A 25,940-nucleotide genomic window follows, 5' to 3' on the forward strand; every position below is an offset into this window, starting at 1 on the left:
CTTTAGTTTAGGTGTAGTTCACGTTGATACATAAAATGCCCATGTTTCCACAACTGTATTACCTGCCTGGTCAGTGACACTAAGGCGGACTTCTACTTTTCCACTCTCAAGTCCTGCTGCATTGTAATAGATGGAACTATAGTCTTTTTCTGTGCTTGCCGTTACGTCGATGCCATTGACCTGCAGAGTTGTCATGTCCCTGTCGATTCCTGCACGATCATCAGTGAATGAAGCTGTGATCGATGGACTGTTGGTATTTACCGTATCTCCATCATCCGGACCAAAACTCTGTATTGTCGGCTCAACTCTGTCAATAATGAATGTCTCTTCCTCATACAGTGTCTGGGAATTGATGGTCTTTGCAGTGACTGTGACACGTGCTGTACCATCTACGTTGTCAGCATTATCTTCGTCATCCTCGTAGACATCTGCATTGTAGATGTACTCGCCATCTGATAATTTTTCAAATCTGACATCCAACTTACGTCCGGACCTATCCTTGACCGTTACCGTCGGATTATCTTTCAGGGCAATAGATGGTGTTACTGTAATCTCTGTTCTACCATCTGTCTTTCCAGGATCAATGGATATGGTGAGATCTTCCAGGGATTCATCGGTGTATATTGTGTCAAACGTGTAGGCTGTGTTGTTGGCATAGTCCTTTGCGAAGACCTCTACGTTGTAAGTATCCTCTAATTCCACAGTGTATTTGGCAGTCCATATTATGTTATCCTTGGTCGTGAGTTTTATGTACTCAGCTTCGCCGAAGGTCTGGGGTGTTACCAGGCATTCTATTTCCATTAACGGCTTGCTTGATTCTACTGTCAGGTATGTGAAGTCGCTAGTGGGGTTCGGACTAATGTCCAGTTCAATTTGTGGTGCTGCATTGTCCACCTTTGTGCTGGTGTCAGCAAGCAGATGTTCAGTTTCCTCATTCAATGCGTTATCCACAGCCTTTGATCTGAAGTAGTATGTTTCTCCCTGCTTTCCTTCGAATTGTGTGGAAGTTGTTGTAGTCCGGCTCAACCATCTTTTCCAGTTGGTACCATCGGTGCTGTAATCTATGTCGTAGTAATAGATCCCTGAACCGATATCTGTTCCGTTCCAGTTAACGACGAACCTGTTCTCATTCACACTTTGAGGTAATGGGAGTACTTTGGATACCGGCAGGTCAAATTCAACCGTGTTGTCTTCCTTCAGGTATGGGGATGTGTATGTAAGTGGCATGAAACTCACCTCATCGATGCTGAATTCCACAGCTTCAAGTTCCATGTTGCTATTCTGCGCCAGAACGAATGTGAGTGTGTTCTTTCCCTCCTGCATTGTGACAGGCACCATTATGTGCTGCCACCCTTCATCGCCATTTATTCCGTCTGACCATACTGTCATATCATTGAGTATGACCCACTTGAACTGCACCTCCTCTTTACCTGGACTTCCTTTTGCATAGTTGTCCTTCAGGAAAGCAGAAAGGAGCACGTCTTCAGTTTTATCACTGTATATTTCCTGCTGCAGGGAATGTTGCACGTAACCCCATTGTGCCATATTGCCTTCAAAAGTGTTGTTGATAACAAATGCATGTGAGGAATAGATTCCTGACTCGTTCCGGTAAAGTCCTGTTACTGATTCGCTGTTTGAAATGAATGTCCAGCCATCATCTGATTCCATGGATGGGTTCTTTATTTGTATGAAATCAATTGTCTCGGAACTTGTTGATTCAATACCTTCTGTACTAATTTCCTGGGTTAGCCAGAGGTGCACTGATCTATATGGCCAGTTTCCAACTTCGTCTTTGTAAAGTGCAAACTCCAGTTTCTGCTTTCCCTGCTTGTAGCGGACTGGATTCAGGACTAGCTCCTGTTCCCATTTATCCTCGTGTCCAAGAGTTACTTGAATTTCTTCCAGCACCGTACCATCCAGTTTTGCTTGCAGCGTATAGTTTACATCAGCATGTTCATAGTTCTCGATGCCTGCAATTATGTGAATGGGGTTAGAAGTGGAAAAGTTTTCAGGATAATTCTCTGCCATTCCATCAGGACCCAATATGTAAATTGCTGTGAATGTCTCCTTTTCCTGCGTGGTCTTTGCATAAACTAACATCGCACCTGCAATGATTATTGAAAGAACCATTGCTATCATGAGTGCTTTTGTAACCTCAGGTGGAACTCTGTCGCTTCCTTTTGTTACAATCGCTTCATTGTTTTGCTTTCTGATAGTAGATACCTTTTTCCGACTCTTTGTTGTGAACCTTTTTTCCTGTATGTCGGCAGTTTCGATCTCTTCAGTTTCTTCTTCCTCTATCTCATCGGAGTTCAATGACTGGATAAAAGCACTGTATGAAAAACTGAATTGTCTCTCTTCAGGCAGGCGTTTTCTTGAAAGGTATGCTAGCGTGACAAATATTAGTGTGAGGATTGCAAGGGATATTGTGATGGAATTTGGCCTGAACTTCCACTCAGTAAGGCTGACAATGAATCCGTCAAAGACCATGATTACAATGCTGAATCCTACACTGAGTGTAAATCTCTCGATGCCGGATATCTCATCCCTGGATGGGAATAATGCAGATATGAATGCATATCCCGGAATAAAGAAGATAAGCAAGAGCGCAAAGAATATTCTCAGGGGTATTTCATTGAATGGAGGTATGAGGATGAATATTATTGATAACAATGAAGCTATAAGCAGTAATTTAAGGTCATGTGTATAAATGCACTTTTTTGAGTTAGACATCTGCGCTCCTCATATCCTGAACAGTGATTAGAATTTGAATTACTTGCGAATTGAATGTAATTATTTGCTAAAATATATAAGTGTAAGGTGCTATTGTAGTACAGTCAATAAAATTAGTATGTTACAGAGGGGTCATTATTAAAAACAAAGTTCTGATATTTCTCATATTTGCTTTTCCTTCTCTTTTGCTGGCTTTACCGGTGTTCTATTTTGCAGGCTTAGCAGCAGGATTACTTGTCCTTGTGTTGCTTGCATTTATTGACTGGAAGATATATCACTTATCTGACAGGATACTTCTCAAATGGTACCACTGTGAAGCAATGCCACTTGCTGAATATGCCAATGTTCACTCTATGCTGTATACATTTTCAGACAAGGTATCTATACGCCTGCCCAAGCCATTCATTTTTGAATCCATGGTTCCTGTTATATTTTCAGTTGGAAGTGATGATGCTTCTAAGATTGTGATGTCCAGGGGGCTGCTGGAATTATTGAACAAAAGAGAATTGGAAGCCATTATTGCAAGGGAGATTGCACGGATCTCTGAAGGTGACGTGGCTCAAAATACATTCATATCTATGATGGCAGGTATTATTGCATCACTTTCCACGGCTGCTTTATGGATGTCCATGCTTGGCGGCTTTGGTCAGGAGGGTGACCCTGCCCCAAGGTTCATACGATTTGTGGCAATGGGGCTTGTAATGCTCCCTGCAGCGTTGCTGGTGTATCTGGGAGTTAGTGATCAGGTTTTGAGTTCTGATGCAAAGGCAACCAGTATATTGGGACAAAAGGACAATCTTGCATCTGCTTTGAAGAGGATCGATACTGAAATACGCCTTCATTCAGTTGAATATTTCAATCCCGGGCATGCCCAGCTCTTTGTAGTGAATCCTGTAAAGGTTAATTCCCTTTATGATATCCATCTTTCTTTGTTTGTTGCAAAGCCTGATATGACACAGCGTTTGATGGCGTTAAGCAGTTCTGGAAATGTCAATTGATTGAGGTAGAAACATGTTCTCAGAAATACACTACTACTTTACAATTCTTAAGGACTGGCAAAAGGCTCTTTTGTTCAGTTTCGTGTCATATTCATTTGTTCTATTTGGCATTATTGTGGCAATTACATTCATGCTGAAGGATTTTAAGTTCCTGCTGGTATTCGGTTTGAGCTTTGTGTATATGGGCTCGGTAATTGCAGCAATGCTGGTAGCCAGGAAAATATTTAAAAAAAGGTTGATGGAACAATAAGTGTTCCATCTATTTTCTATTCATGATATACATTATTATGCCGGCTGTAAAGGCAAATATCATCCAGCCGATATGTGTGTGCACCATCATCATTACATCTATGCCGTACAGGTATGCTGAAATGTAAAGGATTAAAACCCTGACAAGATTTGCAATGTATGCGACAAGTACTGCAAATCCGAGGAGTTGGAGTGATTTTCTGAAATCCATCTTCTCCATTCTGGAATATCCGGCTACTATACCTACAAGCAGGAACATGGAATAAAGACCAGAGCATGGTCCGCCTATGACTATGGTCATGGGTTCTGCTCCGTAAAGTGTCACTGTTTCCGTGGCTATTATTTCGACTGGTATGCCAAGAATTTTAATCATGGCAACAGTTGGCATAAGGACCAGATAGTGATCAAATAGGTGCAGAAAGTCTATTTTCAAGGCACCGAACATGCTGTAGAAAATGAGAAATAATGCAATGAAAACAGCAGAAATGTAGGCCCCAAATTCACCCAGACTGTGGAGTTGAGGTTTATTGATTCCGAATGCAATCAAAGAAATACCTAAAAAGAATGTCATTGAATCCAATGTACCTAGAGAACTGTGGGTAATGAAATTGTAGAGTAGGTCGGAAAATACGATAAATAATCCCAGTACTATATACAATCTTGAGTTTTTCAGAATCACTGACTTAGTTAAACGAATTCGTGTAAATAAGACTGCAGCAATGACTAGCAAAGCCACGCCGACATAACTGGAACCTTCGGCAAGTTCTATAGTAGCACCTGTGAATAATGCAAGTATTAAAAGTATTATAATAATTGTTTTGTTATCCTGCATCATATTCTGACCTTTGTTCAATCTTTATCAAGAACTATTTCTCGTTGCTAAACTATATCAAGTTTCTGTCTAATGTTTGCAAAATTATACTGAAAACAAAAAACACTGTAATACAAAAAAATATAATATAGTAAAAGGCACAATGTATTTTATTCTCTAATAATTCTATGGTACATATAAACGCATATGATTGAAATTAAATTGAAAGGATGTGGGGCAATAATGAATAGAGATTTTACACTATCAAAATACCAACAGCTTATTGAATCTATTATTGATACAGATTATAAAACAACAACTGTATATGATTACTTATTATCGGAACAAAAGAAGTGTGTAATTTTACGCCATGATGTGGATCGTGAAATTGAAAGAGCAATGGAAATGGCTCAACTTGAATATGAATATGATATCACATCAACCTATTATTTTAGACATACAAAAGATGTGTTTAAACCAAAGATAATAGAAAAAATTGCAGACATGGGGCATGAAATTGGATTTCACTATGAAGTAATGGATAAGGCAAAAGGGGATCCTGAGAAAGCAATCGACATTTTCAAAAATGAGCTTGAAGATATGAGGGAAATATCAAATGTTGCTACAATCTGTATGCATGGGAATCCATTAGCATCATGGTCAAACCGTGATCTATGGGGGAAGTACAATTTCAAAGATTTTGGAATTATTGGAGAACCGTATCTCTCAATTAACTATAACGAAGTTTTTTACTTAACGGATACTGGGAGAACATGGGCAAATATGAACATACGTGTGAAAGATGTTGTAGATACATCTTATAAAGGAAAAAACCACTTATCGGTTGGCAAAATATCTTCAACAGAAGATGTTAGTAATCTTATACTCTCTGAAAAAATCCCCAAAATCTGTGTACTTGTACACCCTAACAGGTGGTGTAATGATACTTATGGATGGACTAAAGAATTCATCTTACAAAATCTGAAAAACGTTGGGAAGGCTGGAATAGTTTTATACAGATCAAAAAGTAATAAATAAGTGAGCATAGGTGAAAGTTAAACAAAATTAAAAGTTGATATGCTATGGCACATGATTTTTAAAATCTAACTTTAGTCTATTTAAGCCGATGCCATAATTTTTTAATTTCAAATGGATAAAATAACATTCCTGGAATTGGATCATCAAAAGATAGTGTATCATAATATAGGTTTTTACCAAAAAAATGAGAAAAAGACATGAGCGTAGGAATCTTATTTGGCTCATTCTTAAGAATGTCAGAGAGGGACCGAAAATCATTTATCAAGAATCGAGTCTTGACACCCATTTTATAGTTGAAAACAGGTTTTACATCACCATCAACAGCCATTTGGTACAACAGATATGGAAAATCAACGCCAGCTGCAACTGCTTGATTTACTGAACCCCAAAATCTGGGGTTAATTTCAATTACATAAGGTTTATTTGTTCTAGAATCTAATTTGAATTCTACCATTGCAACCCCATGCCAATTTAAATATTTTAGTATTTTCACAGCGATTTTTTCCATTTCTTTGTGCTCAGTACTTATCCGACAAGTACTAGGTCCTCCACTGGATGGATATTCTCTTAACCTCTTATGTGTAAAAATTGCCCTTGGATCCCCGCAATTAAAAAGTGCTGATACACCATAACCATCTCCTGGGATATATTCCTGAACTATTGGAAGATTTGATGCAGATAAATGAAAATTCGATACGGTTTCAACATATTTGGATATAAATTCCTCTTTTGAATGAACATAAGATAATCCAATGCTGCTTTTAGTATTTTTTAATTTTATTACTGCAGGATAGTTTAACTTTTCAGCAACTTGTTTAATCTCAGACATATTGTTTAAATTATATGTTTTTGGAATAGGAATATCTATATCTTCAGCAATTTTTAATAACTCACCCTTGTCATTTGCGCGCATAATTGAATCATAATCATGAAGTGGAACTTTTAAATAAGGTGTAAATTTATGCTTATACTTTGCAATTAAGTATGTCTCTTCTGAATTTACTGGAATCAAAGCTTCATAATTATTTTTTTTCACATTTTTCAAAATACAATTAATGAAAGACTCACTGTTTTCTATTGGATGGGGATAAACAAAATGGTCCTTAGAATACTTTGAATAATATGTAGGTGCCAATTTTGTGTAATCAGAAGTTGTAACATCTATTCCATTACGACCCAATGATCTTGTAACAACCAAAGATTTGGCACTATGCGCACTAGTAACTAACACTCCCATAGAAAGTTATATTAATCAACATGTTATTAAAATTATTTGTCATGGTGGGGAACTTTGTATTAACAATAGATGTAGAAAATATTTCATTATATAGAAATAGAGGGGATGAACACACCCAAAATTTAATGTGTGAAGTGGGATTGCCAAGAATAATTAATTTACTGGCTAAATACGATATAAATGGGACCTTTTATTTTACTGGAATGTTTAGTGAAAAATCTCCTGAAGCAGTCGAATATGTAAAAGATCACGGTCATGAAATAGCATGCCATGCATATGATCATTCTGTATCAAAGGCATTTGATCTCTTATCATATGAACAGCAAGTAAAAGAACTTAAAAAAGCCAAAAATACGATAGAGTCATGCGGGGGTAAAGTAACTTCATTTAGAGCACCTGCTCTTAGAATAAATGAACATACGGTAAAGGCATTGGAAAAAGTAGGTTTCAAGACTGATAGTTCTGTAGCATCACAAAGATTTGACGGTCCATTCAGCTATGGCATGAAAAGAAAGCTAAAATGGCTATCTGCACCAAGAAAACCCTATATGATGTCCTATGAATCTCCAATGAAAGCAGGTGATTCAAATATACTCGAAATACCCATATCTGCAGCGTTGGTACCATTTATAGGAAATACAATGAGAATCAGTCCTACTTTGATAAAAGTAGTAAGAAAATATCTATACCTAGAATCAAAAATGATTGATAAGCCAATCGTCTTTCTTTTCCACCCTGGAGAATGCCTGGACCCTGAGCAAAAGATCATAGCAACAAGGCGTTCAAATAACCTGTCCGAATATATCTTTGCAGATTTAATAAGACAGAGGATGAAAATTAGGAATATGGGGGAAAAGTCAATAGTTCTGCTTGAAGAAACAATTAAAAGCGGCATGAACTATGGTTTTGAGTTTGTCAATATGAAAGAATATGCTAAAAACTATAAAGAAGGTGTGGGGTTACATGAATACAAAGTTGGAAATCTTGAAGAATGTAAGTGAGAATGAGTGGGCTGAATATATATTAAATCATAAAAACTCTACATTCTTCCACCAAATTGGGTGGAAAAATATAGTAGAAAATACATATGGGTACAAACCATGTAATTTGAGCATATGGGATGAGGGTAAACTCAAAGGTGTGCTTCCTCTTTTTTTAATTGAAAGTAAGTTATTTGGTAAAAAATTAGTTTCACAGCCTTTTACATCCTACGGAGGAGTATGTGCTGATAGCGATTTTTATACGGGAAAACTGTTGGAGGCTGCCAAAAAGCTTTGTATTGAAGAAAAATGTTCATATCTTGAGCTTAGAAACATTATCAAAAATGATATTTCAGAAGAATCTGATAAATATGTAACATCCATTCTGGAACTAGATTCGGATCCCGATATTTTATTGAAAAATACATTAAAACGAAACAAACGGAAAAGTATATATAGGTGTTCAAAAAGTGATCTTGAATGGAAGTGGACTGACAAAACCAAAGAATTCCATAATATTTATTCTCACAACATGAGGAGACTTGGAACTCCGGTACATGATGAAAGATTTTTTAAAAATATTCTAAAAGAGTTCCCTGATAACTCAAAAGTACTAGTTGTATACAAGGATAATCTGGCGGTATATTCAGCTTTTTACTTGATGTATAAGGATACCATAATAAATTCTTGGAGCTCAGTTCTGGAGGAATATAGAAAATACTACCCAACTGATTTTGGAATTTGGAACGCAATTAAATGGGCTTGTGAGAATAACTACAACTATTACGATTTTGGAAGAAGTCAAATAAATTCAGCAAATCTGGATTTTAAAGAACGCTGGAGTGCTCAAACAAAACAACTCCATTACCAATACTATTTGAATACTGCCAAATCCATCCCAAATATCACTTCTGAGAGTTTTAAGCGCAAAGCATTTTCAAAAATGTGGAGTTCTATGCCTCTTAAATTAACTAAAGTTGCTGGGCCGGGACTTAGATCTAATTTTCCATGAAGTGATTGAAATGGCTACGCACAATAATAAATATTTACTCTTAAATCTTCCAAATCCAGTAAATCAAAATATATATCGTGAGTTTGCAGGAGGTTTTGGAACACTTGGTTCGCTTTCTAGCGAAACATTGATTCCAACATATCTGCTCTATGGAGCATCTGGATTAAGGGACATGGGTGCAGATTTTGAAGTTCTGGATGCACAGGGACTGATGTATGATTATGAAACATCACTAGAAGTAATCGATAGTTCATCACCTGATGTTGTGATAACATGGCTTTCATTACCCTCATTATATGATGATCTAGACCTTGTCGAAAAAATAAAAGAAAAAGTTGGCACAGTCGTTGTACTAGGCGCAATAGGTAATGTGATGCCAGAAAAAGTATTAGAAAAAGCAGACCTGGTTGTAAAAGCTGGATATCCACACTATAACGCCGTAAAAAATATATTTAAAGGTATCGAAGAGGATGATTTTGCCCAAATAGAGGGTGCTTTCTACTATGATGAAAACCAAATTTTGGTCCAAAATCCTGTCAAATATGAAGAAACAGTAGACAACCTTTGGTTTGATGTTTACAAAGAAATACCAATAAATAGCTATTTGGGAGACGTTGAAGGAATAGACAAATCCTTTAATTGCGTTCCTATTTTAACAGCTGTTGGATGTCCTTATTCGTGTATGTACTGCCCCTATCCATTGGGATATGGCAGGAAGGTTGTTCATAAATCAGTGAAGCAAACTGTAAAAGAAATAAAATATCTAAAAGAAAATTTTGGAATAAACGGATTTGTATTCAGGGCACAAAACTTTACTTATGATCACAAATGGATCAATGAATTCTGTGACACTATCATAAAAGAAAATTTGAATATAAATTGGTTAGCAGAGACACGAGCTGATCTTGTATCACCGGAGCTACTCCAAAAAATGAAATCTTCCGGATGTTTTAGGATACACTATGGAGTTGAAACTACCGCAGATGAACTTCAAAAAATAGGGAAGCCTGGATTGGATATCAATAAAATAAAAGAAACCTTCAAGATCACCAGGGATCTAAAGATTTTTACGATGGCACACATGATAATTGGCCTCCCTGGAGAAAATAACAAAACACTGGATAAAACAATCCAAACCATTATAGAACTTAATCCTGATGCAATGAGTGTCAATATCGCAACACCATATCCCGGCACTAAGCTATTTGATATCGCAGATAATGAAAAGTTAATCGAAACATATGATTTCTCCAAGTATACAAGCTTTGATTCCGTTATGAGGACTAAGAACTATAGCAAGAAAGAGCTTTTGGAAGCAAAGAAAAGAATGAAACGGGAGTTCATAAAAAACAAAATCTTATGCGATAGCAGTTTTCGAAAGCGATATCTTCGTTCAATACCTAGAAAATTAAAAGCAAGGATGATTAGCTTTGTGTGATCAATCATGCCATTATTATCAGTAGTAATAATAAGTCGAAATGAAGAGCAAAACATTACCAGATGCATCGAATCAGTTTTACTTGCTGTTAAAGGCATGGAGCATGAGATTATATTAGTTGACTCTGCATCTACTGACAATACAATAGAGATTGCAAAGCAATATCCGATAAAGATATTTCAATTGAAGTCTGAGTGGATGCTTTCAGCTGCAGCTGGACGCTATACTGGATATCTACAAACAAAAGGCAAGTACATACAATTCCAAGATGGAGATACCATACTGGATAAAGACTGGTTCAAATATTCGCTGCCTTTTCTCAAAGAGCACACAGATGTGGCAGGTGTCGTGGGGATAATTACCCAAGAATATTACGATAATGTAGTTGCTAAGAGATGGGTTGAATCGGCTAAGAACCAAGAGACTGGAGAAATTGAATATTACGAAGAGGATATATTATTAAGAAAGAAAATCCTAGATGAAATTGGACCTTTCAATCCTCATCTAAAAGCACTTGAGGAGGGGGAGCTCAGTTATAGAATATTAGCAGAAAATTATAAACTGGTTCGGCTTCCAAATAATATGTCCCATCATTTAGGGGGAGAGGATGAAACAGTTTTAGATCTGATGCGAAGAAAAAAAAACTTTTCGATAGCTTGTGGGCAAATTTTAAGGTATTCATTATACAATCAAAAGATATTGGGTGCACATTGGAAAGATTACAAGTACATAATATCCTTTTCTTTTATGATGCTATATGGTATTCCAAGTATACTGTTAATGCTTGCAGGTGTAAATAACTTTATATTACTGTGGTTAGCTGGAATTACATTATTGTTTTTTGATATGGTTTATGAGAATGATCCCATATTTGCAATAAAGCATTCAGCCAGCATGTTTATTAGATGGCATCATTTCTTGAAAGGATTCCTTATAATACCAAAGAAAATAGACGATTATCCTATCGATATAATAGTAATTAAAAGTGGGGGAGACTATGGGATGGGTCAATAAACTCAAAAATGTTGGAATTACAAAAATAATAGATATATCTGAGAATATAGGCCATTTGCAAATAAAAGGCAAAGAAAGTTCACTATCAAATGTTGGACCTCAAGAGTTCATCATCCGGACCGCAGATTCAGAAAAAGATATCAAAAAGGCACTGCAGATTCACGGGCATTCCTCAGATACCCCGCCACCAGAAGAACGGATATACAAACTGTATAGAAAGTTTGGCAAATATACATTCCTTATTGCAGAGAATGATAAAAAGGTGATAGGTTATTCCTTTTTTAAAATTACTCCCTCAATATCAAAAAATAGGATATCTAAAAAAGCATTTTTAGTTTTGTTGGGTACACACCCAGAACATAGAAATAAAGGGATTGCCACAATTTTGTTAAGAACATCATTACAAATATTCGAAGAGTGGGGGGTCAACAAAGTTTATCTCAATGTCGAAAAAAATAATAGGTGTGCGATTGCTTTATACAATAAGATAGGATTCGAGCCAGTAGAGAGAACAAATGAAAGATCATGCCTTAGATTGGAATACTGGATTGATAATGTATGATATTTGACCTACATACCCATTCAAAATATTCTTTTGATTCGTTGCAAAAACCAGAGAAAATGCTTAAAGTAGCATATAAAAAAGGGTTAGATGGAATTGCAATAACAGACCATGGCACAATTAGGGGTGGGTTAGAAGCACTAAAATGTAAAAATCCGGGAGTAAAGATAATCGTCGGAAGTGAGATATCGACTGAAGTGGGGCACATCTTATGCCTCTTTTTAAATGAAGAGATAAAAAGCAAAAGCGCGATTGAGGTTATTGAAGAAGTGAAGGAACAAGATGGTATGACTGTGTTAGCACATCCCTTTCAAAAAAAGAAGCACATTCCGGAAATGATTTTAAAGAAAATAGATGCAATTGAAGGATACAACGGAAGGACATCACAGGAAGCTAATATAAAGGCGATGGAACTAGCCAAAAAATATAGGCTACCGATAACTGCGGGAAGCGATGCACATTTTTCTTTTGAGATTGGCAATACAAAAATGATATTAGAATCAGGAAATTATGTAAATATGAAAAAAACAATTTTAGCAAATAATACAATATTCTACAATCATAGCATCAAATTTCCAAAGTCTTTTAGTAGAGTTGTGAAATTGATAAAAACAAAATTAATTTGAGTGTCTTTATGTATCCAATAAGATTCATTAAAAAAATAATTCACTTAATCATGCGGCATACTCCCGGAGGATTTATAAGAATTAAATTACTGAAGTTACTTGGGGCAAATATTACGGGGAATGTAAAAATAAGTCAAGATTTTTTTGTATTTGATGGGGGAAATACAAATTATCTTACAATAGAAGATAAGGTTGGAATAGGTCCCAATGTAACTATCGTAATTCATTCAGACCCATCACCATCTCCTCTTGAAAAGATTTATCCAAAATCATCACTGCCTGTAAACATAAAAGAAGGTGTTTGGGTTGGGGCTGGGGCAATAGTCCTGCCAGGAGTAACTATAGGGGAATATTCAGTCATTGCTGCAGGTGCTGTTGTAACAAAAGACGTACCTCCATATACGGTGGTTGCAGGAGTTCCAGGGAAAGTCGTTAAAACAATTAATAAAAGTTTGCTTCGGTGAGTTAAATGAAAGTACAAATAGATATTGGGCATCCGGCCCATGTACATTTTTACAAAAATTTTGTGCAGATCATGGAAGAAAGGGGCCATGAGATTAAAGTCACAGCACAAAAAAAAGATATTACATTAGAATTACTTGACCTAATAGGTGTCGACTATGTATATGCAGGACAAAAATACAATGGGATGTTGAAAAAAGCAATCGGAACCATTTATAGGGATTATTTATTTTATAAGTTGGCAAAACAATTCAAACCAGATATAATTACAGGTGTTTTAGACATGTATGGGGCTCATGTGGCCAAGGTGGTAGGTTCTAAATGCGTAACGTTCACTGACACTGAGGGGGCGAATTTAATCCGACATTTAACAATGCCATTTATAAGCGAAATATACACCCCCTCTTGTTTCAACATAAATCTAGGTAAAAAGCAGGTAAAATATACTGGATATAAAGAGTTAGCATATCTTCACCCGAAGTATTTCAAACCCGATAAGACTGTGTTGGAAGAGTTAGGCATCAAATCAAATGAAAAATTTATAATAATTCGTCTTGTTTCCTGGCAAGCCAGCCATGATATCAATGATAAGGGATTTGAGAATTTAGCAGATGCATTATCTATTTTGGAGAAATATGGGAGAATCCTAATAACATCGGAATTGAAATTTGAGGGAGAATTAGAGAAATTCAAAGATTATGAAGTAAAAATATCTCCTGAAAAAATGCACAGTCTATTGAGTTATGCCACCATGTACATTGGCGAAAGTGCAACCATGGCAACAGAATGTGCTGTGTTAGGAACTCCTTCTATATTGATCTCGACCTCACGCAGGGGATATACAGATGAATTGGAGGAAAAGTACGGTTTGATCTATAATTTTTCAGACCCATTAAAAGGTCAATCACAGGCACTGAACAAGGCAATTGAACTGTTAAGTGGCGATAACATCAAAAATGAATGGACACGTCGACGTGACACGATGCTCTCAGAAAAAATTGATGTTACTTCATTCATGGTTGATTTGATTGAAGGATATCCCAATTCTGTCAAGGAGGTTTTGGATAAATATGATTGTAGCTATTCATCAGCCTAATCATCTACCCTATTTGGGCTTTTTTGACAAAATGTTAAATTCTGATATTTTTGTAATTCACGATGATGCGCAATTCACGGATAGTGAATACATCCATCGCAATAAAATCAGGATTCATGGTGGATGGAAGTGGATCACAGTACCGGTTTTCAAAGAGAAGATGCCAATCAATGAAATAAAAATAAAGAATCAAACGGATAAAAACGCAGCTGCATGGAACAAGGTACATTTCAGAGAGATACATGCAAATTATAAAAAGACACCATATTATGATACATATTCCGATGAATTAGAAAAGATTTATTCTAAGGAATATAATCTGTTAATAGATTTGAATATGAAAATCATCGAGTATTTAGTGGAAGTTTTTGATATTGATGTGGAAATAAGATACTCAAGTGAATTGAAACTAGAATCATGTTCTACCGAAAAACTTGTTGAAATTGTAAAGGCCTTTGGTGGAGACGCTTATCTCGCAGGGGCAGGAGGACATAACTACATGGATGAGTCTTTGTTTACTGATATCAAACTAGTATTCCAAGAATACAAACATCCATCATACAAGCAACGTTATCCTGATTTCATCCCAAATATGGCAGCTATAGATGCTCTTTTCAATTTAGGGGGGTTGCCTAGTTGAAATTCATACCGCATAACAAACCGACGATCGGGAAAGAAGAGATTGAAGCTGTAATTAATTCATTATCCAGCTTGGAGTTAACAGTTGGTACAAGAATTCAGGAATTTGAGAACAAGTTTTCTGAATATATGGGAATAGACTCAATCTCGACCTCATCTGGAACATCTGCCATTCATCTTGCATTAAATACATTGGGAGTTGGTAGGAATGATGAAGTAATACTTCCATCGTATACTTGTGTGGCAGTTGCATACCCTGTACTATATCAGGAAGCTAAGCCTGTATTGGTTGATGTAGGGGCTGATTTTAATATAGACCTCAATGAAATCAAAAACAATATCAGTGAAAGGACAAAGGCAATAATAGTTCCCCATCTCTTTGGATATCCAGCAGATATCCAGGAGATTAGAGAGATATGTGATGAAAAATGCATATTCTTGATAGAAGACTGTGCCCAATCAATAGGGGCAATCTATGAAAACAAAAAGGTCGGTACTTTTGGGGATATATCTGTTTTTAGTTTTTATGCGACCAAATTGATGGCATCTGTTCAGGGTGGAATGATCTGTACAGATAACAAAGAGTGGATTGAAAATGTTAGAGATATAAGATATCATGATCAAGTGTGCTCTCTTGAAGATATGCGCATGAAATATAGTTATATGATGTCGGATATCGATGCAGTCATTGGGATTGAACAGCTAAATAAACTCGATACATTTATAAAAAGAAGAAGGGAAATTGCCAGAATATACAGAGAAGAAATTGTGAATGTGGAACATCCAATAGAGCTTCAACATAAAAAACACGTATATTCAAGATATGTTCTCAAAACTAAAGGTAAGGATAGAATAATCCAAGATCTTAAAGAGAAGAACATAAGTTGTACTACGATGCATTCTCACCCTCTCCATAGAAGAAAGCTATTTTCAATGAATCAACAAAAGTATCCGCATACTGATGATATTATAGCTTCATCAATTTCTCTACCAATTTATCCAACACTTGAAGATGAGGATGTACTGTATATATCAGATACCTTAAACAAATTAGGGGGGTCAGTATGAATAAAGTTTCAATACATCAGCCAATGTATTTTCCATATCCAGGCATATTTAATAAGATCAAAAATGTTGATGTCTTTGTATTTCTGGATGATGTGCAGTATTCTAACCAGTATTATTACAACAGAAATCGCATAAAAACATCAACTGGGGAACATATGCTTACTGTTCCAATAAAAAAACATTTTGGTCAAAATTTAAACGAAGTATTAATCGAGAATAATATACTATGGCAGAAGAAGCACATGAAAGCCTTTATTGCAAACTACAACAAATCAGAGTATTTCAAAGATTATAAGGATTTTTTTGATCATGTCTATGCTACAAAGTGGGAGCGACTCCATGATCTCAATATGTACACAATGACATACATTTTAGAACAATTAGGCATAAAAACACCATTCTATTTTTCATCAGATATCCTTAAAGGCAAAAGTGTTAGCGGAACCGAGAGGTTGGCTGAAATTTGTAAAAAATTAAAAGCGGATGTGTATCTTTCAGGAACAAGCGGCAGGGAATATTTAGATCTGAAATATTTCCATGAAAATAATATAAAGGTTGAATATCAAAATTATGAACAAATTGAATATAAGCAATTATATGGAAATTTCATACCAAATCTAAGCATAGTAGATTTACTTTTTAATCTTGGGGAAGAAACAAAAGATTATGTTTAAAGATCACGCATTTTTTTTGCAGGAGTCCCTGCAACTATACAATTTGATGGAACATCTCGATTAACCAGAGAATTAGCGCCAACTATTACGTTATCCCCAATTTTCACTCCTGGCATTACTATGCTGTGAGCACCTATGTACACATTATTTCCAATTATCACCCTATTGTAAGCTTCACCCAATCCTTCGAACATATCTTTTGAACTATCATAGCAAAGAATCATGGTCCATCTTGTAATCTTAACATTGTCTCCAATTTGTATAAATGAAGGTTTATGTAGATCGATATAAGCCTTTGGAGATATGTGGACATTCTCACCAATCTTCACTCCTGCCTTTTTCAAATATGTCATTCTCATATGTTTTTTAAAGTTATTAAATGTGCTTCTTCCAAAGATGAGTGGTTTCAATAAAGCCTGAATCATACTTTCTAAGTTAATACCACAACTATTTATACATATTTGAACAATTAAAAGCGGGGAATTCAATGAATCAAAAAAACATTCTCGCTGTAGGAGCACATCCTGATGATATAGAAATCGGATGTGGTGGAGCTGTTGCTCAACATATACGCAACAAGGATAACGTAATTATGGTCGTTATGACCGACCCTTACTTCACATACCACGACGGCAAGGTCTTGAGGGATAGTGAAGAAGGGAAGCTAGAAACGATTAAAGGAGCTAAGAAATTAGGTGCTCAACTGATACATCTTGATTTTGAAACGAAAAATGTTCCATACTCATCAATTACAGTTGAATCAATTAATAAAATTATAGATGATTACAACATAGACACGATATATACTCACTGGTATCATGATACCCATCAGGATCATATGAGGACTACACAGGCTGTGATGTCAGCCGGCAGATATGTCCCAAACATACTCATGTATGAACCTGAATATCCTGCTGGACGCTCTCATGTAGGGTTTAGAAACCAATACTATGTAGATATTACAGAAACCATCGACTTGAAGATGGAAGCCCTCGCAGAACATAAAAGTCAAGTGGGCAAATACGGGGAGCATTTTCTTGAGGCTGTAAGAGCACGGGCAAGGCACAGGGGTTATGAGATTAACGGCAGATATGCTGAGTGCTTTGAAGTAATAAGGCTAAAGGGGGATATATGAAATATATCCTAATCACGCCTTGTAGAAATGAAGAAAAAAACCTCCAAAATTTAGCCAATTCAATCATATCACAGAGTATAAAGCCTCTAATGTGGGTTATTGTGGATGATAGAAGCGATGATAATACTTCATCTATAATAAAAGGTCTGGAACAACAAAATGAGTGGATACATGGCTTATACCTGAAAGAAGTCGGTGAATACATGGGATTTCACTATTCCAGGGTGTGCAATCAGGGATTTGATTCTGCGATGAAATATTGCTCTGAAAACAATATAAGTTATGAATATATTGCTTTGGTAGATGCAGATAATATTCCTGAAGTGAATTATTTTGAAGTTCTCATGCATGAATTGGAAAAAGATAATAAGCTTGGGATAATCAGTGGTACTAACGCATTTATAGATCTCGACGAAATGAAGAGTATTGATGATATATCTGCTATGTTTGATGCATTTGATTCTCTCGAAATTCAATATTCAAGAGATGACTTACCAATGGGGTCTGCCAGAATGTGGCATAAGCAATGTTTTGAAGAAACCGGAGGCTATATGCCAGTATATGCTCCCGACGCTGTCTCTACCGTTAAAGCAAAGATGAAAGGGTGGAATGCAAAAAGAATTAAAAATGCCAGAGTGATTGAAAGACAAGCCTTTGAAACCCAGGGCATATGGACAAGATCGAAAGAAATTGGAAACTATTATCACTATTTGTGGCACCCTCTCTCTTATGTGCTAATGAAATCAATTAAATATTCGTTTGAAAGACCCTATTATAAAGGAGTTGGATGTTTATTTGGTTATGGGAGGTCAGCAATCGGCCGAAGGGAGAAAATCAATGATGTAGATGTGAAAGTCTATTATACGCAAGTAAGGCCTAAAGAGCTTAGATCTTTTTATATTGCAAAGTTTAAAAAAATGCTGGGAGATGGCAATAATTCCTAAAATTTCAGGTGCATTTTCAATTAAAGCAAAAGCTTTGCTATTTGCATTACTAATAATATTAGTACTTATATTGCATTATCCAATGAGCTTTAATGAGATTGGTTGGGACTCTTTCGGAATTCATCTCCTAGCAAATTCATTATCCGAACTTGGTTATGCCAAATGGTGGATTAGTACACTATCCGTTTTTGGAATGTACCCCTATTCAATTTCAAGTGCAGTGCCATTTTTATTATCAAGTATTTCACAGACAACTGGTATTGAAATGGATTTTTCTATTTTTTTGGTCTCCATACTTTTAGGACTTTTGAGTATATTTACATCATATATGATGGCAAGTGCTATTTTTAAAGATGAAATTTATAAATTTTTAGTAGCTTTTACATATGCCACATCACAAGGGGTCTTATTTTATACTACCTGGACCGCTGGAACACGTGCTCTTTTCATAGTACTACTTCCACTATTTATTTATCTATTACTATCATCACTCAAATCCATCAAATATACTACATTAACAATTTTTATGTTTTTGCTTCTTACTGCTACTCATAAAATGTATTATTTTATATTTCCATTGATAGCATCTTTTTTATTAGTTTCATTCTGCCAAAAGATAAAAACAAATAAATTAAAAGAAGAAACTAATATTTTGTTAAGCATACTTTTATGTTTCGGTTTTTTAATTACTTTATTAATCCCCTTCTTTACAAGAACTTTCATGCAATCTACTTCGAGATACGAATCGATTATAATGATGATTTTTGGATATATACGCTATAATGGGATTGCAATAGTATTTATTATTGGGGGGTATGCATATACTATATTAAAAAGCAATAAAAATAATTCCGAATGGTTTATTTTATTATCACTAATGTTACTTGCACCTTTATTTTATATAGTTACCTATATGAAATGGTTCATTCTTTCATTTTTTGCAATTTTTGCAGGAATTGGAATCAAAAATTTGATAAATACAAATAATGGTTCTAAAATAATACCAATTGTATTAATAATATTCATAATTTTTACTGGATATTACCAATTTATGCATTTTTCTGATACTAGCCAACCCAATGAAAGATCCCTTAACGAACCCATTTATTTTGCTGGCTTCTGGTCTAAAAATCATATTTCTCCTCAGTATAATATGGTAAGCCACAACAGCTATACGGGGGAAAGGGTGGCATCAGTATCAAAAATACCCACAATGATTGGTACAGAGGTGGTTGATTACACTTATGGATTTGTAGACGAAAGCATTCTGAAAGATATAAATCGTTTACCATTAACCTCCTTGAAAACATATTTTGATTCACCATATATAATCCAAAATACTTCAGTTAAAACTTCATGGTATATTGAAAATACTTTTCGATACCGAACAATTGAAATTGCAATGCCTGTAATTTCAGAACTAAATTTATCTTATATGATAGAAGATAATAAAAGAGGTACGTCCATATTTTTAAACTCATTAAGTGAAACTAGCGATAAATACTACGACAATGGGAGAATTTGTATCTGGGCATTAAACAAACAAGAGGGTAAAAAAACATGGAATTGATATATTACTACCCTTCTGGCAGTGGTGCACCTTCGAAAGTGTCAACTAGTTTATTTTCATCCCTTGTAAATAATGATAAATTACCTTTTGATATCAAAGTATTTCCTCAAAATAAAAAAAACATACCTCAACTAAAAGAAAAGTATGAACATATTAATATAGTGTCTTTCAAAGAAATAACTTCTAATTCTAAAAACTATATTGTTCACATACCAATGAGCCCACTCGTATACCCAAATAGGAAATTTATGTTGCAGTTGACTTCTCTGTTCAAAAAGCACAAAGTTATATTGAACTATCATGGAAATCCTAAAGAAGAATTGAAAATAAAGATATTAAAAAATCACGATATTAAATATTTGACATATATCCCTGATTACTTCATATCTCCTTATATGATGCATAGCGCACAAAAAATCGTATTGAATTCTAATTTAATGTTAAACTCGATGAAATCACAATATCGACTGAAAAACGCCGTTGTAATCCCAAATGCTATCGATAACACATGGTTTGAAAAGACAGATTCATGTGAAATAACAGGAGAACCATCTATATTTTATCATGGTAGACTTTCTCCTGAAAAGGGAGTTGATATTTTAATTAAAGCTTTTTCAAAAGCAGTAAATAAATCATCGAAAGCATCTAAAACAAAGTTATATATTGCAGGTGATGGTCCTTCTGGAAAAGACCTGCAAAATTTGGTGATGAAATATAATCTACAAAACAACATCGAATTTTTAGGCATTTTAAATCAATATGAACTGAAATCATATTTAAGCAGCGTAGATGCTGCCATCTACCCATCTGTTTATGATGCTTTTTCATTAGCTATTTTAGAAGCATTTTCGACTGCAAATGGTCCAGTATATTACTCTAAAAATGCTGGGATAAATGATTTCGTATTACTTGATGGATATAAATTCAATTCCTTTTACCCAACCATAGATGAAATTTGTATAATAATTGAAGACCTTGTTAATGAAATCGACAAAAAAAAAATAATTAGCCAACAAAAAAAGTTTGCTAAAAAATATACTTGGGATAAAGTTGCTGAACAGTATATTGAATTATATAAAACATTTATTATATAATGTATATCCTAAAATTTGATTAATTTAATATTGCTGTCATTATTACAATTCCAAGAAAAGATGTTTCTTCAGCTCTATATCTTGGAGCTTTGCACACAAAATCAGGAATTTGAATATAAAGTTGGTATTGTAGAAAAAAATAGAATCATCAAGGTGGCTTAAATGCATCGATGATTTCTTTTGAGTCGTTTTGTTAGTGAAGGTATTTTCATGAAATTCATTAAGAACATCTCTTTTAATAATTTCAGCCTGTTTTTCAAGTTCCTCAGCCTTTCTAAATTCATCTGTAATTTTCTTAATAGTACCAGAATCAGGCACAGGAATATTAATTTTTTTTGTTTCATTCCATTTGATTCGATGCTGCCCATCCCTGATGATAGTAATAGATTGTCGGCTCTTGCTTCATATGAACGAAGAATCATCCATACAAATATGGGGTCCAGATTTTCTTTAGATCGATATATGATATATTCCTTTGAAACCACAGCACCATCAAAAGAAGGTGGTACAATTGCGGTAGCATCATAAACAGAACCAAGATTGGAAATTACAACATCATTTGTATGTACTTTAAAAAGAGTATCATATTTTGATTCAGAAGCTTCTTTTTCTTCACCCTTTACAACATGCTCTCCATAGGTTACTTGAATGAATGTAATTTTTTCATCTGTATCTTTGGAGTTTATTACATCTTCAGGTGGTAGAGTATCTTCATCATGATGTCGACAATATCACTTAATGAAATAATTCCTAGCTTATTCTTTTTCCATATTGGAACTTGTTGCCTCGGAGTCAATAAGCAATGCTTCACATCAAGTCGGTCTTTCAATCTTTCGGGGGGATAATCTTATTTTCAATAGATTTATCACCATTCAAGAACATTTGGAATGATTTAGATATGCGTTGGATTTCCTCTGAGGCTTTCTCCCTTCTCATGATATCTCTGTTTTCTGTACACGTTTATTGCAATATAGGCAAAGCTCATTACTACAACAAAAACAACATGCATATGCCAGGAATAAAAGGCGAAAATTACATCGTTGTGAAGTCCTTCACTGTAGAATATGTTATCTGTTGGAATTGTATTCTATAAATCGAGAACTACATCTATTGCAGGAGCAAAAGCATATACAAAAAATAACATGCAGGTTATTGTGATGAGGATTAGAATAACCGCTATATCAGATTGGTGTTTGCTTCTTCATGCATGCGAATCCCAAAGCCCCCGATAATCACTAAATACTGCTATTACAAGGAATATAACACACTTATTAGAACCACCACAAAAACTCCTATTATTGCAGGCTGGATATCCAAAACACCTGTAACAATTCCCAATAATGCACCTATTACAGTTACTGATATCAAAACCATAATTGGAACGCTTGTAATGGCCAATGCTGCATTGGCATCTTCAGTTAGTCCCTGAAAAGTATTTTGATCTCTAGGTGGAGTGGCTGGTGCTTCCTCTGTCACCATCCATGTCCACGTCTGGCTAACTTCAGTGTTACCATCATTTGCAATTGCGGTGATGTTGAAGGTTCCAGCCTCTTCTCCTACTACCGTAACCTCGGCATAGGTAACATCAGTATCTGTTTCGATCGGGACACCATCCTTGAGCCATGTTACCGTAGCTGTGGCTGAGGTGCTGATGGGGAATGTCTGATATTCTCCAATGGTGGATGAGGGAGTGTCGTCAGATGGAGAAACTGTTTCACATATCAGTTTGGCTATGTAATAATCTCCACTGTCTAATGTGGTTGTATAGGTGGTGAGTCCACTTGCTGTTTTTGATTCTATGAGCGAGTCTGTGGAAGTGTATAACTCATAGTCACTTGCATGTGTGTTATTAATTGCCACTGTGACGCCGGATGACTCACTTAGTGTGAAATTGATTCTTTCTACATCGTTGCTGAGATAGTCAATCGTCAGGTGGCTGTTCTTGGTATAATTTACTGCTACACTGTTACTACTTGGAATCAAGGTGAGTGAGTCGTCAAAGACCACATGCTGTTCTAACGGTGTATCTGCGTCTTTTGTGAAATATAAGCTTGATCTGTCAGGATAGAAAAATGTATCGTAGTGAGAAGACTGTTGGTTTTCAAGGTAAATATTATTAGATTTTACAATGGTTCCATTATAATCAGTGTTTCCACCAGTATCGAATTTTATATGTAGTTTGTCATCTACATCGTTAATATCCTGAAACGTTACATTATAGGGGGTAACGCCCATCATGTATATGTCACAAACAGACTGTGTTTCCATGATATTAGCACCATATATTATGACATCTGAACTCTCAAGAACAGATAATGCAGAATTATAAGCACCACCTCTATTATAGATATATACATTGCTTAAATCAACAATAGGCGATTCATGAATTTTGTATACACGAACTCCACCGCCATTGTCACTTGACACTAAAGTGAGATTCCACGACCCAGGGATAGAATCTCCATATACAAGATAGAGTCCCCCCTTCCCGCAGTCATATACTGTAGAATTTGTGATTGTTGCATATTTCCTTAATTCAAAACCTGAATATGCGCCTTCATATATTGTTATGTTATCAAATACACTCCCTTCATTTTCTACATGTATTCCCGCACCTTGACGCACAGTAAACTCTGTATTCTTTATGGTTGCAGCAGGACCGAGATAAAGACCACCTGTGTATGCACTTGATGGATTAGATGTGTCTATTATAGAATTGTTCAGGGTGAATGAATCCCAACTCCCAAACGCCCATGAATTGATTGCAGTTGATATAGAATCATTGATAGTACAATTATCTATAACAATGTCACCAAAATATCGCCTGAAATTCATAGAATATAGGTTTATGAACGTATTATCCGTCAGTGATGCAGTACCGCCCGAATTATACCATCCATAAAAGTATAATCCATCCTTTCCTGTTCCACTATATCCAAGATATGATATATTCGAGCCTATAATATGTCCTTTGGAATCCTTTGCTCTGCTTGAATCTCCGTAAATGAGGTGTGGTCGGGGGGTACTAACAGTTGAGTATATTACATCCCCTGTACCTGTATCCCAGGAAGTTATTTTTGTATCATCTATATTCAGTGTACCCCATGTTTGAATATATGTATCCTGACCACCCGTGCCATTCATTTTTAGCCAAGTACAATCCAAATCATTGATCGAGAATGTAGCACCCGATTCCACTAGAATGTTTGCCGATAGTAGCCATTCGCCACCGCCAAGGTTCTGCAATGCGGTGGTGTTACTGATGGCTGTATTCACATCTGTGAGAGTTGCAGGGGTTGTATCATCTATTGTGATTAGATTTCCTGTTTGTGTGATAGTTGCACTTCCCACCTGCACAGCTATCAACATCACCAGCAAAAAAACAATGATTGACCGAATGTTCATTGTTCAATCCTCCTTCACAATGTTACTTTTGGAATATCTGCCTAGATACAACCTTTTCAAGAGCATATAGTATCCTATTCATCATATGTGTAAGGTGTAATAAGGCTATATTATTTTCTACAAAGTATTATCAGTTTTGTGGAATGATATAAATAAATATTTATTCGGCTCTGTAGAAATCCTCATTTGAATGACAAATATAACCTTGAAATATCTGTCAAGGTTATGCACTAATAGCTTGAATTTAACCTCTTTTGCTTGATTCCAGTACCTTTTTGCCCTAAATGTTCACCATATTTTATTTTAAGAACAGAGAACATCGTTTCGACCAGATTTCTATTATGGTATAGTTCCTCATCAAATTGGCATGCCATTTTTCTACGGTACTTGCCTTTGATTTTCTTTCTTTTTCTCTGTTTAAAAGGAATCATCGCAATTGATTTTAATTCATCTCTTGTTAGCGAATGTATGTCTTCCGAGTCATAACCTTTGTCCATCACGTAGTACTTCGATTTACGGGTTTTATGAAATTGTTTTAGCAATTTCATTGCATGCTTTGCATCATGCACAGGTTTGCCTGATATCTTGAAACCAGTAACAATGAATTTTCCAGTATCAACAGAAATACTAGTTTTTAGGAAAGATCTTCGTTTCTTTCCCGTTCTCCAGGAATAATAGTAGCTACAGTGACCACTAGTAAATCCACTTGAATCAATAGCAGTAATCTTTACTTGTTCTCCGTGAGAATAAAAGAGTTTTAGTGTTTGTTGTAGCAATGCATTGAAATAAATAGATTTTATTCTTGAAATGAATTTGTGAAGCGTAGTAAAGTGCGGAACCTATTTTATCCCTATTCTTGCTTTAGATCACTTAATTACTTCAATAAATTCTACAATATCCTTATAATTTCATCGAGATACTCTTTCAACAAAACCAATACCAATAACTGGTGTTGTGTATATTTTCTTTTGGAATATTTGCAACTATAGATCTGAAGGTGTGAGTTTCCTGATACAGTTAGCGCTGTATCAACAAACTTTAAATATTTGTTAAACAAAACACAATCATCTCTTTGTGTTTTCTGTGGTAAGTAATCAGGAGTTTTATTCTTCTTAAATTATGATGTCAAAATAAAATAGGAAGGAGCATTTCTAC

24 protein-coding genes and 1 pseudogene are annotated in these 25,940 nt (G+C 35.4%); 18 read left to right on the forward strand and 7 right to left on the reverse strand.

What is annotated here, in order from left to right:
• Nucleotides 1–18 precede the first annotated feature (18 nt).
• Nucleotides 19–2,733, reverse strand: a complete 2,715-nt coding sequence (locus V7O66_RS01440; RefSeq protein WP_406661211.1) for a DUF1616 domain-containing protein — start codon at nt 2,731–2,733, stop codon at nt 19–21.
• 185 nt (nt 2,734–2,918) lie between these two features.
• Here V7O66_RS01440 and V7O66_RS01445 point away from each other — a divergent pair, with 185 nt between their 5' ends.
• On the forward strand, nt 2,919–3,731 hold the full coding sequence (locus V7O66_RS01445; RefSeq protein WP_406661212.1) for a M48 family metalloprotease: 813 nt from the start codon (nt 2,919–2,921) through the stop codon (nt 3,729–3,731).
• 13 nt (nt 3,732–3,744) lie between these two features.
• Complete coding sequence (locus tag V7O66_RS01450) at nt 3,745–3,981, forward strand: hypothetical protein (RefSeq protein WP_406661213.1); 237 nt, start codon at nt 3,745–3,747, stop codon at nt 3,979–3,981.
• Nucleotides 3,982–3,990: 9 nt separating this feature from the next.
• Here the strand turns inward: V7O66_RS01450 and artC are convergent, their stop codons facing one another.
• Nucleotides 3,991–4,815, reverse strand: coding sequence for an archaeosortase C (artC, locus tag V7O66_RS01455; protein WP_406661214.1), 825 nt, complete (start codon nt 4,813–4,815; stop codon nt 3,991–3,993).
• A 183-nt stretch (nt 4,816–4,998) separates the two neighbouring features.
• Between artC and V7O66_RS01460 the strand changes: the two genes are divergently transcribed.
• The gene (locus V7O66_RS01460) at nt 4,999–5,829 is read left to right on the forward strand and encodes a hypothetical protein (RefSeq protein WP_406661215.1); all 831 of its coding nucleotides are present in this window, start codon (nt 4,999–5,001) and stop codon (nt 5,827–5,829) included.
• Between the two features lie 76 nt (nt 5,830–5,905).
• Here the strand turns inward: V7O66_RS01460 and V7O66_RS01465 are convergent, their stop codons facing one another.
• On the reverse strand, nt 5,906–7,066 hold the full coding sequence (locus V7O66_RS01465) for an ATP-grasp domain-containing protein (RefSeq protein WP_406661216.1): 1,161 nt from the start codon (nt 7,064–7,066) through the stop codon (nt 5,906–5,908).
• A 20-nt stretch (nt 7,067–7,086) separates the two neighbouring features.
• Here V7O66_RS01465 and V7O66_RS01470 point away from each other — a divergent pair, with 20 nt between their 5' ends.
• The 11 genes from V7O66_RS01470 to V7O66_RS01520 are packed head-to-tail and all read left to right on the forward strand — an operon-like array spanning nt 7,087 to nt 16,637.
• Nucleotides 7,087–8,067 (forward strand): polysaccharide deacetylase family protein, encoded by a 981-nt coding sequence (locus V7O66_RS01470; protein WP_406661217.1) that lies wholly within the window; start codon nt 7,087–7,089, stop codon nt 8,065–8,067.
• Nucleotides 8,030–9,058 (forward strand): FemAB family XrtA/PEP-CTERM system-associated protein, encoded by a 1,029-nt coding sequence (locus V7O66_RS01475; RefSeq protein WP_406661218.1) that lies wholly within the window; start codon nt 8,030–8,032, stop codon nt 9,056–9,058. Before V7O66_RS01470 ends, V7O66_RS01475 begins: the two co-directional genes overlap by 38 nt.
• Before the next feature lie 10 nt (nt 9,059–9,068).
• Nucleotides 9,069–10,496 carry a B12-binding domain-containing radical SAM protein gene (locus V7O66_RS01480; protein ID WP_406661219.1) on the forward strand — a complete coding sequence of 476 codons (1,428 nt, stop codon included), beginning with the start codon at nt 9,069–9,071 and terminating at the stop codon, nt 10,494–10,496.
• A 6-nt stretch (nt 10,497–10,502) separates the two neighbouring features.
• A complete protein-coding gene (locus tag V7O66_RS01485) occupies nt 10,503–11,510 on the forward strand; it encodes a glycosyltransferase (protein WP_406661220.1) in 1,008 nt (335 codons plus the stop codon).
• Nucleotides 11,494–12,072 carry an N-acetyltransferase family protein gene (locus V7O66_RS01490; protein WP_406661221.1) on the forward strand — a complete coding sequence of 193 codons (579 nt, stop codon included), beginning with the start codon at nt 11,494–11,496 and terminating at the stop codon, nt 12,070–12,072. Before V7O66_RS01485 ends, V7O66_RS01490 begins: the two co-directional genes overlap by 17 nt.
• Nucleotides 12,069–12,698 carry a PHP domain-containing protein gene (locus tag V7O66_RS01495; RefSeq protein WP_406661222.1) on the forward strand — a complete coding sequence of 210 codons (630 nt, stop codon included), beginning with the start codon at nt 12,069–12,071 and terminating at the stop codon, nt 12,696–12,698. The genes V7O66_RS01490 and V7O66_RS01495 overlap by 4 nt, the downstream gene beginning before the upstream one ends.
• An 8-nt stretch (nt 12,699–12,706) precedes the next feature.
• Nucleotides 12,707–13,162, forward strand: a complete 456-nt coding sequence (locus V7O66_RS01500) for an acyltransferase (protein ID WP_406661223.1) — start codon at nt 12,707–12,709, stop codon at nt 13,160–13,162.
• Nucleotides 13,163–13,167: 5 nt separating this feature from the next.
• The gene (locus V7O66_RS01505) at nt 13,168–14,256 is read left to right on the forward strand and encodes a DUF354 domain-containing protein (protein ID WP_406661224.1); all 1,089 of its coding nucleotides are present in this window, start codon (nt 13,168–13,170) and stop codon (nt 14,254–14,256) included.
• The gene (locus V7O66_RS01510; protein WP_406661225.1) at nt 14,231–14,896 is read left to right on the forward strand and encodes a WbqC family protein; all 666 of its coding nucleotides are present in this window, start codon (nt 14,231–14,233) and stop codon (nt 14,894–14,896) included. Before V7O66_RS01505 ends, V7O66_RS01510 begins: the two co-directional genes overlap by 26 nt.
• Nucleotides 14,893–15,963, forward strand: coding sequence for a DegT/DnrJ/EryC1/StrS family aminotransferase (locus tag V7O66_RS01515; RefSeq protein WP_406661226.1), 1,071 nt, complete (start codon nt 14,893–14,895; stop codon nt 15,961–15,963). Before V7O66_RS01510 ends, V7O66_RS01515 begins: the two co-directional genes overlap by 4 nt.
• Nucleotides 15,960–16,637 (forward strand): WbqC family protein, encoded by a 678-nt coding sequence (locus tag V7O66_RS01520; protein WP_406661227.1) that lies wholly within the window; start codon nt 15,960–15,962, stop codon nt 16,635–16,637. Before V7O66_RS01515 ends, V7O66_RS01520 begins: the two co-directional genes overlap by 4 nt.
• On the opposite strand, the gene V7O66_RS01525 is transcribed toward V7O66_RS01520, so the two are convergent.
• Nucleotides 16,634–17,062, reverse strand: coding sequence for an acyltransferase (locus V7O66_RS01525; RefSeq protein ID WP_406661228.1), 429 nt, complete (start codon nt 17,060–17,062; stop codon nt 16,634–16,636). The two genes, V7O66_RS01520 and V7O66_RS01525, sit on opposite strands and share 4 nt — an antisense overlap.
• A gap of 62 nt (nt 17,063–17,124) precedes the next feature.
• Here V7O66_RS01525 and V7O66_RS01530 point away from each other — a divergent pair, with 62 nt between their 5' ends.
• The 4 genes from V7O66_RS01530 to V7O66_RS01545 are packed head-to-tail and all read left to right on the forward strand — an operon-like array spanning nt 17,125 to nt 21,380.
• A complete protein-coding gene (locus V7O66_RS01530) occupies nt 17,125–17,772 on the forward strand; it encodes a PIG-L deacetylase family protein (protein WP_406661229.1) in 648 nt (215 codons plus the stop codon).
• On the forward strand, nt 17,769–18,716 hold the full coding sequence (locus tag V7O66_RS01535; protein ID WP_406661230.1) for a glycosyltransferase family 2 protein: 948 nt from the start codon (nt 17,769–17,771) through the stop codon (nt 18,714–18,716). Before V7O66_RS01530 ends, V7O66_RS01535 begins: the two co-directional genes overlap by 4 nt.
• Nucleotides 18,700–20,286 carry a hypothetical protein gene (locus V7O66_RS01540; protein ID WP_406661231.1) on the forward strand — a complete coding sequence of 529 codons (1,587 nt, stop codon included), beginning with the start codon at nt 18,700–18,702 and terminating at the stop codon, nt 20,284–20,286. The genes V7O66_RS01535 and V7O66_RS01540 overlap by 17 nt, the downstream gene beginning before the upstream one ends.
• Nucleotides 20,277–21,380, forward strand: coding sequence for a glycosyltransferase family 4 protein (locus V7O66_RS01545; protein ID WP_406661232.1), 1,104 nt, complete (start codon nt 20,277–20,279; stop codon nt 21,378–21,380). The genes V7O66_RS01540 and V7O66_RS01545 overlap by 10 nt, the downstream gene beginning before the upstream one ends.
• Before the next feature lie 42 nt (nt 21,381–21,422).
• On the opposite strand, the gene V7O66_RS01550 is transcribed toward V7O66_RS01545, so the two are convergent.
• The 3 genes and pseudogenes from V7O66_RS01550 to V7O66_RS01560 form a co-directional block, all read right to left on the reverse strand.
• Nucleotides 21,423–21,698 (reverse strand): hypothetical protein, encoded by a 276-nt coding sequence (locus V7O66_RS01550; protein WP_406661233.1) that lies wholly within the window; start codon nt 21,696–21,698, stop codon nt 21,423–21,425.
• A 930-nt stretch (nt 21,699–22,628) separates the two neighbouring features.
• Entirely contained in the window at nt 22,629–24,785 is a 2,157-nt protein-coding gene (locus tag V7O66_RS01555) for a right-handed parallel beta-helix repeat-containing protein (protein ID WP_406661234.1), read from the reverse strand.
• Nucleotides 24,786–24,902: 117 nt separating this feature from the next.
• Nucleotides 24,903–25,842 (reverse strand): annotated as a pseudogene (locus tag V7O66_RS01560) (IS5 family transposase).
• Nucleotides 25,843–25,940 lie beyond the last annotated feature (98 nt).

The sequence above is a fragment of the Methanolobus sp. ZRKC3 genome (assembly GCF_045291275.1).
Lineage (GTDB): Archaea > Halobacteriota > Methanosarcinia > Methanosarcinales > Methanosarcinaceae > Methanolobus.